Origin of the sequence: Rhizobium sp. BK591 (assembly GCF_014195045.1) — a bacterium.
Taxonomy (GTDB): domain Bacteria; phylum Pseudomonadota; class Alphaproteobacteria; order Rhizobiales; family Rhizobiaceae; genus Rhizobium; species Rhizobium anhuiense.
On the sequence record NZ_JACIAZ010000004.1, the window covers coordinates 63,562 to 76,313 of the forward strand.

Consider the following 12,752-nt stretch of genomic DNA (forward strand, 5'->3'; position numbering starts at 1 on the left):
GATATGGAACGGAAACGGAATCGCGGAAGGATTGGCCATCCCATGAAAATCCTGGCGCTGTGCACCGGCAATCCGGAAAGACTGCCGGGCAAGAGCTACAAGACCGGCATCTTCAAACATGCCGTCAACGGTGCGGTGATGATCGATGCCGAAGGTCTGGTCGGCGATGCCATCTGCAACCGCAAACACCATGGCGGTGTCGATCAGGCTGTTTATGTCGAGGGATCGCTGACGCTCGACTGGTGGAGCACCGAGCTCGGTCGGCCATACGAGCCCGGCACTTTCGGCGAAAACATGGTGATCTCGGATCTCGACAATCGCGATGTCGCCGTCGGTGACCGCTTCGTGATCGGCGCTCTCGTCCTCGAAGTCACCGCGTGCCGCATCCCCTGCGCCACGTTTGCCGCCAGGATGGCCGATCCGAAATTCGTCAAACGTTATACCGCCGCCGCCCGTCCCGGCATCTATTGCCGTGTCATCCGGAGCGGCGTGGCCAAGGCCGGAATGTCGGTGGAATGCACGCCCTTTCACGGAGCCAAGATCACCATGCCGGAGCTGATGGAGACTTTCGGTCGACGGCTTCGGGCGGCAGATCGGGCGCGATATCTCGCCGCCCCAATTCACTACAAACTGCGGGCTATGTTGGAATCCGGAGCGACGAAGCGCGCTAGATCGGACTTTGGGCCTTGAATAGGTGCGCCCGTCTCAGAACGGCAGCTTGAAGCCCGGCGGGATCGGAAGGCCGGCGGTCAGAGCCTTGGTCTTTTCGGCGGCGAGCGCCTCGGCCTTGTCCTTGGCGTCCTTGTGAGCGGCGACGATCAGGTCCTCGAGGATCTCGACATCGTCTTCCTTGAACAGCGACGGGTCGATCTTCAGGCTCTTCAGCTCGCCCTTGCCTGACATGACGACGGCGACGAGGCCGCCGCCCGCCTTGCCTTCGGCCGTGAGCTCGGCGATCTCCGCCTGCATCTGCTCCATCTTGGCCTGCATTTCCTTGACTTTGCCCATCATGCCCATGATGTCGCGCATCGTCTCGCTCCTTGTTGAACTTTTAGAATTCTATGTCGTCGCCGGGCAGGATGTCACCTTCAAGGGATTCGGCGGCAGCCGGCGGCGTCGCCTCGCCTTCCTCGTCCGGTTCGGGCGCCCGCACGCGCACGTCGATGATCTTGGCGCCCGGAAAATGCGCCAGGATCGCCGCGACATCGGGATCTTGACGCGCATCGCTGACGCGCTGTTCCTGTGCCTTGGCTTCCGCCTCCACCATCGTCGGCCCGCCCTCTTCGCGGCTGGTGCTGACGATCCAGTGGATTCCGGTCCATTCCTTGAGCTTGACGGCGAGTTCGTTAAGCAGCGTGTTCGGGGCGCCCTCGGTGAGGTTCACGTCCAGCCGGCCCGGCTCGAGCCGCACCGGCCGCACGAAGTTGCGCACCAGTGCTTTCAATTTGACATCGCGCTTCTCGCCCGCGAGGTCGACGATGTCGCCGATCGAATTGACACGCACGAGCGGCTTCGGAGCCTCTGCAGGCTTTGCCTCGGTACGGCCGATATTCTGCGGTTCGGGATTGGGCACGGCGCGCAGCATCGCCGTCGGCCCTGAGGGTAGTGGCCGTGGTGTCGGCTCGGGTGCGCGCGCCGCGACACTGCTCTGATAGGGGACCCGCGTTCCGCTGCCGCCGCCGTTGCCGGAAGGCGAAGGGGAGGGCCGCGGACCGGCATTGTCGCCGGAAAATTCGGCAAGCCGCCGCGCCGCATCCTCGGGCGCTGGCAGGTGTGCGGCATGTGCAAGTCGGATCAGCACCATCTCGGCTGCTCCTGCCGTCCGCGACGAGCCTTCCGTTTCCGGAATGCCCTTCAGCAGCATCTGCCAGATGCGCGACAGCGTCGTCACCGCAACACCCTTGGCGAATTCCGCCGCCTTGGTGCGTTCGATCTCGCTGAGCGACGGGTCGTTTGCCGCATCCGGCACATATTTCAGCCGCGTCACCAGATGGGTGAAATCGGCAAGGTCGGTCAGCACCACCACCGGATTGGCGCCGGCCTCGTACTGGCTCTGGAACTCGCCGAGTGCGGCGGCCACGTCGCCTTTGATGACGTGCTGGAAGAGATCGACGATCCGGGCACGGTCGGCAAGTCCGAGCATGCCGCGCACGGCTTCCGCCTGCACGGCGCCGGCGCCATGGGCGATCGCCTGGTCAAGCAGCGACAGGCCGTCGCGCGCTGAGCCTTCGGCAGCACGCGCAATCATCGCCAGCGCATCCGCTTCCGCCTCGATGCCTTCCTTGGCGGCGATAGTTGAAAACAGCCCGACAAGATCGGAGGCGCTGATGCGGCGCAGGTCGAAGCGCTGGCAGCGCGACAGCACGGTGATCGGCACCTTGCGGATCTCGGTGGTGGCGAAGATGAATTTCACATGCTCCGGCGGCTCTTCGAGCGTCTTCAACAGGCCGTTGAAGGCCTGCGTCGACAGCATGTGCACTTCGTCGATGATATAGACCTTGTAGCGCGCCGAAACCGGTCGGTAGCGCACCTGCTCGATGATCTCTCTTATATCGTCGATACCGGTATGGGAGGCGGCATCCATCTCGATCACGTCGACATGCCGGCCTTCCATGATTGCCTGGCAGTGTTCGCCGGGCACGCGCAGATCGATCGTCGGCTTGTCGATGTCGGCTGTCTTGTAGTTCAGCGCCCGCGCCAGGATGCGCGCCGTCGTCGTCTTGCCGACGCCGCGCACGCCGGTCAGCATGTAAGCCTGGGCGATGCGGCCGGTTTCGAAGGCATTGGTGAGGGTGCGGACCATCGGCTCCTGGCCGACCATCAGGTCCGTGAAATCCTTGGGGCGGTATTTGCGAGCCAGCACCCGGTACCCGGTGCCCGTCGAGGCGGCATCTTTTGATTGTCGCTCGGTGTCGCTCATCGCCCTGCTTGTCGCCCGGATCGTCGGGCACTTCGTGGAGAGAAGGTGGGAGGCTGGCACGATGACCCGTGCCGGGCTCGTTAGGGCTGCTTCCTTCCGGACCTGACCCGGTTGGCGAGTGGCTCGTCCACCACCAACCTCCCGGATGCACATATCGGCAATATCGTCATCAAAAGCAAGCCAACATGCAAAAAAACTGCTAGTCGTTGGAAAACATGAGGAGAATGCCCTTTGAACGGTTTCGTGCTCGACCCCCGGCTGGAAAACGATAGCGTCAGCATCATGGTTACCGGTCTCTGCGATCTGAGATTGTCGAGGGATGCCCGCTGGCCCTGGCTCATTCTTGTGCCGCGCCGGGCCGATATCACCGAAATCTTCGAACTGACGCCGCTCGACCAGGTGCTGCTCGCCTTCGAGACGGAACTGGTCTCCAAAGCCCTGAAGGAGATCACCGGCGCGACAAAAATCAATGTCGGGGCTCTTGGCAATATCGTCCGCCAGCTTCATGTTCATGTCATTGCCCGCTTCGAAGGCGATGCCAACTGGCCGGGTCCCGTCTGGGGCTTCGGGAGCGCGGAACCCTACGAAGACGGAAAGAGAGATGAATTCACAGTGAAGCTGCGGGAAGCCCTTTCATCATGAGTCATTCGCTTTTCGATTCGGATGTGCCGCATCCGGAACCCAGCAATCTCACGGCCTTTGCCGCCAATGACCTCAATCGCGATTCCGAGCATCGCGACGAACAGTCCGTCGAAAAGGCGCTGGCCAAGGACGGCACCCATATCTTCGCCTTCGCCGGGGATAAGCTGGTGCTGAAGCATGACGGCCAGGTGCTTGATCCGCTCTTTGCCCGCTATGAGCTCCAGGAATTGCAGCCGGATTGGGATGAGACGGTGCTTCTCGGTTATCGTAAATCAGGCGAGCCGCGCCTTGCCGTTCCCGTCGGCATCGGCGTCGACGACCTCACCAGCCAATACAAGCCCGCCGATGGTCGCACGCTGTTTCGCGAAATGCTGATCGACGAGGTGTTGCTCGGCGAATTCGCCCAGGCCGCCAGCCTCATCCGCTGGAATGGCGACAACCGCTTCTGCGGCCGCTGCGGCTCGGCGATGGAGATCCACATCGGCGGCTACAAGCGTGTCTGCGCCGCCTGCCAACACATGATCTTTCCCCGCACCGATCCCGTCGTCATCATGCTGACGATCGACGAGAAACGCGACCTCTGCCTGCTCGGCCGCAGCCCGCATTTCGCGCCCGGCATGTATTCCTGCCTTGCCGGCTTCGTCGAACCCGGCGAGACCATCGAGAATGCCGTGCGTCGCGAAACGCTGGAAGAATCCGGCATCCGCACCGGCCGCATCCGCTACCACGCCTCGCAGCCCTGGCCGATGCCGCATTCCCTGATGATCGGCTGTTACGCCGAGGCGAAATCCACCGAAATCAACCGCGACGAGACGGAACTCGAGGATTGCCGCTGGTTCACCCGCGAGGAAACGATCGAGATGCTGGAACGCCCGAGCGCGACAGGCAAGGCCTCGCCGCCGAAAGGGGCGATCGCCCACCGCCTGATGCGCGACTGGGTGGAGTGGAAGCGCTAGCGTCATGCCGGTCGCCCGCTCGGAACGGCTGCTGACGCTGCTGCAGACGCTCCGGCGTTACCGCCGGCCGGTGACCGGCACGGTGCTGGCTGAGGAGACCGGCGTCAGCCTGCGCACGCTGTATCGCGATATTGCCAGCCTGCAGGCGCAGGGCGCGATGATCGAAGGCGAAGCCGGCATCGGTTATGTGCTGAAGCCGGGGTTCATGCTGCCGCCGATGATGTTTTCAGAAGAAGAGCTGGAGGCATTGGTGCTTGGCTCGCGCTGGGTGGCTCGCGCCGCCGAGCCGCGCCTTGCCGGCGCCGGCGCCGACGCGCTGGCCAAGATTGCCGCCGTGCTGCCGGCCGATATGCGGGAGATGATCGATTCGGCAGCCCTTTTCGTCGGCCCCAAACGCCGGGACGAGGACAAGGCCGATGTTTCGGCCATCCGCAAGGCGATCCGTCTGGAGCGCATCCTCGAACTGCATTATGGCGACGAGCAGGGCCGAATCTCGCGCCGTCGCGTCTGGCCTTTTGCGCTCGGTTATTTCGAGCATGTCCGTGTCCTCATGGCCTGGTGCGAACTGCGCCAGGATTTCCGCCATTTCCGCACCGACCGCATTATCGACATGGCGTTGCATGAGGTGCGTTATCCGCGCCGCCGCACGGTACTGCTCAAGGAGTGGCGTGAGACGCAGGACGTTCCGGTCGAGAACTAACGCTGCTGCCAGAAACTGTCAGTAGGCAGGGTTATTATGAGTACCATTCCACCAGGAAGGAGTACTGATCATGGTAACGCCTCCAGCCATTCATTTGACCAACGACCGCTTTACGGGCGACACCTTTGCCGATGTCATTTCGGCCGAAACTTTTGCCGATGTCCGCCAGTCGGCGCGCTCCGGCCTGCTGCATCTGGTCATCAATATTTTCAGGTTTCCCAAGGGGAACCGCACCAGCCTCGACCTTGAAGCAACGCCGGATTACCTAAAGCGCGACCTCGGCTTCATCGACGGACGCGGCCCGCACTGCGAGGACCGTTTCCCGCTTTAGGTCGCCTATCCCTTCCAACAATCTGCCTGACGAGAACGGGGCGTTGCGATCGCTACGCCCCGTCGCACCCTGCTGCCATGAATTGGCAGCAGGCGATCCCTCGCGGATTTATTTCACAACAACGGGAGAACCGAAATGACCAGCCCCAATCTCATAATCCTTTACGTCAAGGACCCGGCCGAAAGCGCCAGTTTCTACCGGAACCTCTTGAACCGCGAACCGGCCGTGGAAGCGCCGAATTTCGTCGCTTTTCCGCTCGAGGGCGGCTTCACGCTCGGCCTCTGGCGGCGCAGCAAGGTCGAGCCGCAGCCCTCCGCCATCGGCAACCGCGGCGAAGTGGCTTTCATGGTCGAGGGAGAAAATGCCGTCGCCAGGCACTATGAGGACTGGCGTCAACGCGGCCTGCCGATCGCCCAGGAACTGACCGAGCTGGATTTTGGCCCGACCTTCGTCGTGCTCGATCCTGACGGTCATCGCCTGCGCGTCTGTGAGCCGGATAAATAATCGCCGAATGACGAGGTCTGTTTAAGAACGGGGCCTGTTTAAAGCAGGCCTCGCATCGCGTGCCCCTTGTAGACGCCGAGAATCCTCACTTTCTCGGAGAAGAAGCGCAGTTCCTCCAATGCCCGGCGCACGTTCGGATCGTTCGGATGGCCTTCGATATCGGCGTAGAACTGCGTCGCCACGAATTTTCCGCCGAGCTGGTAGCTTTCCAACTTGGTCATATTGATATTGTTGGTGGCAAAACCGCCAAGCGCCTTATAGAGCGCGGCCGGAATGTTGCGGACGTTGAAGACGAAGGTGGTGACGACCTTTTCTTCCGCCGAATTCCGTTGTGCCCATTCTTCGTCACGGGACAGGATAACGAAACGGGTGACGTTGTTTTCAGTATCCTCGACATTCTCGGCGATGATCTCCAGACCGTAGAGATCGGCGGCAAGGCGCGGTGCCAAGGCGGCCATCGAGCGGTCGCCGGTTTCCTTCACGAGCTTTGCCGCCCCGGCCGTATCGCCGGCGATCACCGGCTTCCAGCCATTGGCGCGAACGATCTTGCGGCACTGGCCGAGCGCGTGGATATGGCTGTGCACCGTGCGGATCTCGTCCTTGGTCACCCCGGGCAGCACCATCAGCTGGAAACGGATCGGCATGAAATATTCGCCGATGATGTGCAGCCGCGATTCCGGCAGCAGATGGTGGATATCGGCGACGCGCCCGGCAATCGTGTTCTCGATCGGGATCATCCCGATGTCGGCGTCGCCGTTGTCGACCGCCGTGAACGCATCCTCGAAGGTCTGGCAGGGCAGCGGCTCCATGGTCGGAAACATGTCGCGGCTGGCCATGTCGGAATTGGCGCCGAACTCGCCCTGGAAGGCGATCCTGTTGGTCTTGATATTCATGATGGTTCCGTCAATTCGACTTTGCGGAGAGGATGCGCCGCGCTTTTTCGAGGTCGGCGGGAGTATCGACACCAAGCGGAACCGTGTCAACGATCTCGGCATCGATGCGCATGCCGGCCTCCAGTGCCCGCAATTGCTCCAGCGATTCGCGCTTTTCGAGCGTCGACGGACCGAGCGAGACGAATCGTTCAAGCGCTGCCCGCCGATAGGCATAAAGGCCGATATGGTGGTAGAGAGGCCCCTGACCGTAAGGCGCGGTTGCCCGGGTGAAATAGAGCGCATGCAGACGGGCGTCGGAAAGCGGCGAGCCGACGATCTTGACGATGTGCGGCGCGGTCTTGTCCTCCTCATTGTCGATTATGGTCGTCAGCGTCCCGATATCGACCGCCTCGTTTTCGAGAGGGCGCAAGGCTGCGCGCACCGTTTCCGGATCGATCGTCGGCAGATCGCCCTGGACGTTGACGATGATTTTCGCCTTTCCGTCCGGATCGACTTTCGTCAGCGCCTCGAAGATCCGATCGGAACCCGACTGATGATCCGTGCTGGTCATGACGACCTCGAAGCCGGCCGCGGCCACGGCATCGAACACTTGATCATCGTCGACGGCGACGACGACCCGGCCGATGGCCGCTTCCCTGGCGCGCAGCGCCACCTGAACGATCATCGGCAGGCCGCAAATATCGGCAAGCGGCTTGCCCGGAAGCCGAGTGGAGGCCATGCGCGCCGGGATCAATACGAGCACGCCGTCTAAATTTGAATCACTCATTGTTCGGGCCTTCTATTCCGGGCTGAAAAGTGTCAAAAAGTCTCACGCACAAGACCATTTAGACAGTTGCAACGATCCACCAAAAGACATAGGTTCCGCGCGATTTCAAGATGGTCCGGTTTATGGTCTGCCGGCTGCAAGGGGAGCATTGCAGATGAATTCATACGTCAATACGGCCGTGGGGGCGCTGCTCGGGACGATTTTCGTTCTGATGTCTGTCTCCATCGCGTCCGAAGGGATCTTCCATTCCGAAGCGCCGGAAAAGGAAGGTTTCGCGATCGTTGCCGAAGAGGCGCCTGCCGCTGGTGGTGAGGCTGCGCCTGCCGTTGCCGTTCCGATCGCGCAATTGCTCGCTTCTGCAGATGCCAAGGCCGGTGAAACGGTCTTCAAGAAGTGTCAGGCCTGTCATGACGGCACCAAAGGGGGACCGAACAAGGTCGGTCCCAACCTCTTTGGTGTCGTAGATCGCCCGATCGCCTCGCATGAAGGCTTCGCCTATTCCGCTCCCATGAAGGATTTCTCCAAGGGCGGCAGCGAGAAGTGGACTTTCGAATATCTCAACAAGTTCCTGCTGGCGCCGAAGAAGGACGTTCCCGGCACTGCGATGGGCTTCGCCGGTCTGGCGAAGGATCAGGATCGCGCCAACGTCATCCTCTACCTGCACACGCTGGCCGATTCGCCGGTGCCGCTGCCGGATCCGAAAACCGCGACGCAGTGACGCAGCAGGACAATCGCATGGTATGGAAGCCCGGCCCGCAAGCCGGGCTTTCGTTTTGCGGAGATCCGCCAAGCAATTCCAGGCAAAGCGCGAAGTGGTTTTGCCGGGAATCGCGTAAAAAAGCTGAACCGCTCTAGGCGCCGAGGAAATAGGCCCAGAGCGAGACCGTGATGGCGCCGAGCGCCGTCGTCACCGTGATAGTCGAGGCGGCAAGGCTGTGACCGACGCCGAAGCGGTTGGCGATCAGCCAGGCGTTGACGCCCGTCGGTACGGAGGAAGTCAGCACGATCGCTGCCGTCCATTCGGGGCTGAGGCCGAGGAGATGGCTCGCCGCCCACACGCAACCGGGCAGCAGTAGCAGCTTGCATGTCGAGGTGACGCTGGCGATGCCGACATTGCCGGAGACGCCGTATTTCTCCAGCGCCATGCCGAGCGATATCAGCGCCGCCGGACCGGCGATGCCGGCGATCTGCCCGACGACCGATGCCACCGCCGTCGGCATGGTGAGACCGGAAAGATGCACGGCCATGCCGGCCGCAAGCCCGATCACCAGCGGGTTGCGCACGAGATTGATGGCGATCTGGCGTAGCACGAACATCATGCTGCGGTCGCTTTTGCCGTCGATCTTGCGCTCGGCATGCTCCATCAGCACCGTGCCCGCGACCATCATGACAGGCAGATGCACGGCAAGCAGGATCGACAGCGCCACCAGCCCCTCGTCGCCGACGGTACGCTCGACCAGCGGCAGTCCGATAAAGACATTGTTGGCGAAGGCCGAGGAAACGCCGGCCAAGACACCGATGCGTTCGTCGCGGCCGAAGAGCCGCGTGGCGGCGAGATGGCCGGCCGTCCAGGTGATGGCGACGCCGGAAAAATAGACGATCCAGAGCCGGAAGGGCGAGGCGCCATGAAAATCCGCCTCGGCGATGGTGCGAAAGAGCAGCAGCGGCACGGCGATCTTGAAGACGAATTCGCCGAGCGCATCGCCGACATTCGATGCCATCAGGCCGCTGCGGACGATCACCCAGCCGATGAGAATCAGGAGGAAGATGGGAAGGACGTCGAGAATGATGGCTGACATGAGGGAGGTTGCTCTGCGCGGGGAGTATCCGACATCTACAGCGTCGCGCGCTTTTCAGATGCGCAAAGGACACTGCAGCACTTTGAATTCCTGCATAATTCCGTAAAGCGGAATCGATTTACGGAATTATTGAGTACCAGCAAACTGTTTGGATTGAAAAGGCCATCACCGCCCGATCCGGCAGCCGGGGCACCCAAAGGCAAAAAAAGCGGGCTCAGCCCGCTTTTCCGCTCCGGCCCTGCCGGATATCCGGATCACAAAGCTGCCAGTTCATCCGTGGTCAGCATCGCGCCGGTAAGATCGAAGGGTCATCCCTCGTGCGCCCGGCTGCAACTGAAAGCTGCTCATGCCGGTCTTCCTGCGAGTATTTCTAGATTTTGAAAATGACAGCGACATGACGAATAGGCGGCACTTTTGCGAAGAAATAGAAGCGTCGTCCCATTTATCCTTCCAAACCGCGGAAATTTCGCTAAGACCAAACCCCGGCTATCACAAATCCGGGGACTTCCCTTTTCATGACAAGATTCGATGTTCTGACAGTCGGCAACGCAATCGTGGATATCATTGCCCGTTGCGACGACCAGTTCCTCATTGACAACCAGATCACCAAAGCGGCGATGAACCTCATCGATGCCGAACGCGCCGAACTTCTATATTCGCGCATGGGACCGGCGCTCGAAGCCTCCGGCGGCAGCGCCGGCAATACCGCGGCGGGCGTGGCTAACCTCGGCGGCAAGGCTGCCTATTTCGGCAATGTCGCCGCCGATCAGCTCGGTGACATCTTCACCCACGACATCCGCGCCCAGGGCGTCCACTATCAGACCCGGCCCAAGGGCACTTTCCCGCCGACGGCGCGCTCGATGATCTTCGTCACCGAGGACGGCGAGCGTTCGATGAACACCTATCTCGGCGCCTGCGTCGAGCTCGGCCCCGAAGACGTCGAGCCCGACGTCGTCGCCGACGCCAAGGTCACCTATTTCGAAGGTTATCTCTGGGATCCGCCACGCGCCAAGGAAGCGATTCTCGACTGTGCCCGCATCGCCCACGAAAACGGCCGCGAAATGTCGATGACGCTGTCCGACAGTTTCTGCGTCGGCCGCTACCGCGGCGAATTCCTCGATCTGATGCGCTCCGGCAAGGTCGATATCGTCTTCGCCAATCGCCAGGAAGCGCTGTCGCTCTACGAGACCGATGATTTCGAGGAGGCGCTGAACAGGATCGCCGCCGATTGCAAGATCGCTGCCGTGACGATGAGCGAGCATGGCGCCGTCATCCTGAAGGGCAACGAGCGTTTTTACGTCGATGCGATCCGGATCAGGGAAGTTGTCGATACGACGGGCGCCGGCGACCTCTTCGCCTCCGGTTTCCTCTATGGCTACACCCAGGGGCGCTCTCTGGAGGATTGCGGCAAGCTCGGCTGCCTGGCCGCCGGCATTGTCATTCAGCAGATCGGCCCGCGCCCGATGACCTCGCTTGCCGAGGCCGCCAAACAGGCAGGGCTTATTTAAAGGCTTCGCCGGGATAGGCGCCCCAGATCTCCGACTGCGCCACCCAGCCGGAGGCACCTTCGGTTTCGGCCCGGCACCAGTCGCCGTTGCATTCGCCGATCGTGATCATCACGCCGGGTTCCAGCTTGGCGACGATCGAGGCGGAGGGCAGCGCCTCGCGGCGCAGATTGACATAGACGCCCTTGCCTTTCGTCTTCATCCAGGGGGCGGCGATCGCCGCGCGCTGACCCGATAGCAGCGACTGGTTGACCCAGCCTTCGGTCCCGTCGGCATCGCGGATGCGGCGCCAGTTGTCGTATTCCTGGATGATTTCCACCGGCAGGCCGGATTTCAGGTACATCCACGAGACGGCGTAATCCGTTCCCGGGCCGATGCGCAGATTGACGCGCTTGGATTTCAGGGTGACGAAACGCGGCAATGGCAATCCGCTTGGACCTTTGGCCGCCTGCGCATGGGCGAATTCGACGGTTCCCATGGATGTAGCCAGAGCGATGGCAAGGGCGAGGCAGGACTTCAGAACTTTGCTGCGCATGGAGGTTTCCGTTTGCTCGAATTCGCGGGCAGGCCCGGCCTGCTCGCGGTCCGGGCTCTGACATTCCCCGGCTGCACCGCGAGTTTTGTTTGTCTTCGCGTGCGGGTCTGGTAGAAAATGCCCGGAATGGGAAAATTATCACCCCTCTTGGTTAAAGACCTCTGAACAAGGCACCACAGCCAGCCATGACAGCGAAGAAAAAACCGAAGGTCTACATCACCCGCAAGCTGCCCGATGCCGTCGAAACCCGCATGCGCGAGCTCTTCGACGCCGAGCTGAACATCGACGATGCGCCGCGTTCCGTTCCCGAGCTTGTCGCCGCGGTCAAGACCGCCGACGTGCTGGTGCCGACCGTCACCGACCGCATCGACGCGGCGCTGATCGAACAGGCGGGGCCACAGATGAAGCTGATTGCGAGCTTCTCCAACGGCACCGATCACATCGACGTCGAGGCGGCGGCGCGCAAGGGCATCACCGTCACCAACACGCCGAACGTCCTGACCGAGGACACCGCCGACATGACCATGGCGCTGATTCTCGCTGTTCCGAGAAGGCTTGGTGAGGGGGCGCGTGTGCTGACCGACAAGCCGGGCGAATGGGCCGGCTGGTCTCCCACCTGGATGCTCGGCCGGCGCATTCACGGCAAGCGCATCGGCATCGTCGGCATGGGCCGCATCGGTACGGCGGTGGCCCGCCGCGCCAAGGCGTTCGGCCTGTCGATCCACTATCACAACCGCAAACGCGTCAATCCAGCCGTCGAGGACGAGTTGGAGGCGACCTATTGGGAAAGCCTCGACCAGATGCTCGCCCGCGTCGACATCGTTTCGATCAATTGTCCGTCGACGCCGGCGACCTTCCACCTGATTTCGGCGCGCCGTCTGGCGCTGCTGCAGCCGACGGCCTATCTCGTCAACACCGCGCGCGGCGACGTGGTCGATGAGGCTGCGCTGATCAAATGCCTCAGGGAGGGCCGGATTGCCGGCGCCGGCCTCGACGTCTTCGAAAACGAGCCTGCCGTCAACCCGAAGCTCGTCAAACTCGCCAATGAGGGCAAGGTCGTGCTGCTGCCGCATATGAGTTCGGCGACGATCGAAGGCCGCGTCGATATGGGCGACAAGGTCATCATCAATATCCGCACCTTCATCGACGGTCACAGGCCGCCCAATCGGGTGCTGCCGGGGCGTTGAAGCCGTGCATTTGA

General features: G+C 61.9%; 15 protein-coding genes and 1 other RNA gene. 9 read left to right on the plus strand and 7 right to left on the minus strand.

Annotation, left to right across the window (positions count from 1 at the left end; all coding sequences use genetic code 11):
• Positions 1 to 42: 42 nt before the first annotated feature.
• The gene (locus tag FHX10_RS18410) at positions 43 to 690 is read left to right on the plus strand and encodes an MOSC domain-containing protein (RefSeq protein ID WP_184390041.1); all 648 of its coding nucleotides are present in this window, start codon (positions 43 to 45) and stop codon (positions 688 to 690) included.
• A 15-nt stretch (positions 691 to 705) separates the two neighbouring features.
• Here FHX10_RS18410 and FHX10_RS18415 read toward each other — a convergent pair whose 3' ends face one another.
• The 3 genes from FHX10_RS18415 to ffs form a co-directional block, all read right to left on the minus strand.
• On the minus strand, positions 706 to 1,029 hold the full coding sequence (locus FHX10_RS18415) for a YbaB/EbfC family nucleoid-associated protein (protein WP_063473528.1): 324 nt from the start codon (positions 1,027 to 1,029) through the stop codon (positions 706 to 708).
• 22 nt (positions 1,030 to 1,051) lie between these two features.
• The gene (locus FHX10_RS18420) at positions 1,052 to 2,920 is read right to left on the minus strand and encodes a DNA polymerase III subunit gamma/tau (RefSeq protein ID WP_063473527.1); all 1,869 of its coding nucleotides are present in this window, start codon (positions 2,918 to 2,920) and stop codon (positions 1,052 to 1,054) included.
• 45 nt (positions 2,921 to 2,965) lie between these two features.
• Positions 2,966 to 3,062, minus strand: an RNA gene (gene ffs / locus FHX10_RS18425) — signal recognition particle sRNA small type.
• Positions 3,063 to 3,151: 89 nt separating this feature from the next.
• Between ffs and FHX10_RS18430 the strand changes: the two genes are divergently transcribed.
• The 5 genes from FHX10_RS18430 to FHX10_RS18450 all read left to right on the plus strand — a co-directional run bounded on the left by FHX10_RS18430 (position 3,152) and on the right by FHX10_RS18450 (position 6,053).
• A complete protein-coding gene (locus FHX10_RS18430; protein WP_028755666.1) occupies positions 3,152 to 3,562 on the plus strand; it encodes an HIT domain-containing protein in 411 nt (136 codons plus the stop codon).
• A complete protein-coding gene (nudC, locus tag FHX10_RS18435; RefSeq protein ID WP_028755667.1) occupies positions 3,559 to 4,518 on the plus strand; it encodes an NAD(+) diphosphatase in 960 nt (319 codons plus the stop codon). Before FHX10_RS18430 ends, nudC begins: the two co-directional genes overlap by 4 nt.
• Before the next feature lie 4 nt (positions 4,519 to 4,522).
• Complete coding sequence (locus FHX10_RS18440; RefSeq protein ID WP_028755668.1) at positions 4,523 to 5,218, plus strand: helix-turn-helix transcriptional regulator; 696 nt, start codon at positions 4,523 to 4,525, stop codon at positions 5,216 to 5,218.
• A 70-nt stretch (positions 5,219 to 5,288) separates the two neighbouring features.
• A complete protein-coding gene (locus tag FHX10_RS18445; RefSeq protein ID WP_028755669.1) occupies positions 5,289 to 5,549 on the plus strand; it encodes a hypothetical protein in 261 nt (86 codons plus the stop codon).
• 135 nt (positions 5,550 to 5,684) lie between these two features.
• Positions 5,685 to 6,053: a VOC family protein gene (locus FHX10_RS18450; RefSeq protein WP_017962745.1), complete on the plus strand. Its 369-nt coding sequence runs from the start codon at positions 5,685 to 5,687 to the stop codon at positions 6,051 to 6,053.
• Positions 6,054 to 6,091: 38 nt separating this feature from the next.
• Here the strand turns inward: FHX10_RS18450 and FHX10_RS18455 are convergent, their stop codons facing one another.
• On the minus strand, positions 6,092 to 6,946 hold the full coding sequence (locus FHX10_RS18455) for a prephenate dehydratase (RefSeq protein WP_028755670.1): 855 nt from the start codon (positions 6,944 to 6,946) through the stop codon (positions 6,092 to 6,094).
• A 10-nt stretch (positions 6,947 to 6,956) separates the two neighbouring features.
• Positions 6,957 to 7,712, minus strand: a complete 756-nt coding sequence (locus FHX10_RS18460) for a 3-deoxy-manno-octulosonate cytidylyltransferase (protein ID WP_028755671.1) — start codon at positions 7,710 to 7,712, stop codon at positions 6,957 to 6,959.
• 154 nt (positions 7,713 to 7,866) lie between these two features.
• Between FHX10_RS18460 and FHX10_RS18465 the strand changes: the two genes are divergently transcribed.
• Positions 7,867 to 8,430 (plus strand): c-type cytochrome, encoded by a 564-nt coding sequence (locus FHX10_RS18465; RefSeq protein WP_028755672.1) that lies wholly within the window; start codon positions 7,867 to 7,869, stop codon positions 8,428 to 8,430.
• A gap of 133 nt (positions 8,431 to 8,563) precedes the next feature.
• On the opposite strand, the gene FHX10_RS18470 is transcribed toward FHX10_RS18465, so the two are convergent.
• Positions 8,564 to 9,511: an AEC family transporter gene (locus FHX10_RS18470; protein ID WP_028755673.1), complete on the minus strand. Its 948-nt coding sequence runs from the start codon at positions 9,509 to 9,511 to the stop codon at positions 8,564 to 8,566.
• Between the two features lie 515 nt (positions 9,512 to 10,026).
• On the opposite strand from FHX10_RS18470, the gene FHX10_RS18475 reads away from it, so the two are divergent.
• Complete coding sequence (locus FHX10_RS18475) at positions 10,027 to 11,019, plus strand: adenosine kinase (RefSeq protein WP_028755674.1); 993 nt, start codon at positions 10,027 to 10,029, stop codon at positions 11,017 to 11,019.
• Here the strand turns inward: FHX10_RS18475 and FHX10_RS18480 are convergent.
• Complete coding sequence (locus tag FHX10_RS18480; protein WP_028755675.1) at positions 11,012 to 11,551, minus strand: SH3 domain-containing protein; 540 nt, start codon at positions 11,549 to 11,551, stop codon at positions 11,012 to 11,014. The genes FHX10_RS18475 and FHX10_RS18480 overlap by 8 nt on opposite strands.
• 185 nt (positions 11,552 to 11,736) lie before the next feature.
• Between FHX10_RS18480 and FHX10_RS18485 the strand changes: the two genes are divergently transcribed.
• The gene (locus tag FHX10_RS18485; RefSeq protein WP_028755676.1) at positions 11,737 to 12,738 is read left to right on the plus strand and encodes a 2-hydroxyacid dehydrogenase; all 1,002 of its coding nucleotides are present in this window, start codon (positions 11,737 to 11,739) and stop codon (positions 12,736 to 12,738) included.
• Positions 12,739 to 12,752 lie beyond the last annotated feature (14 nt).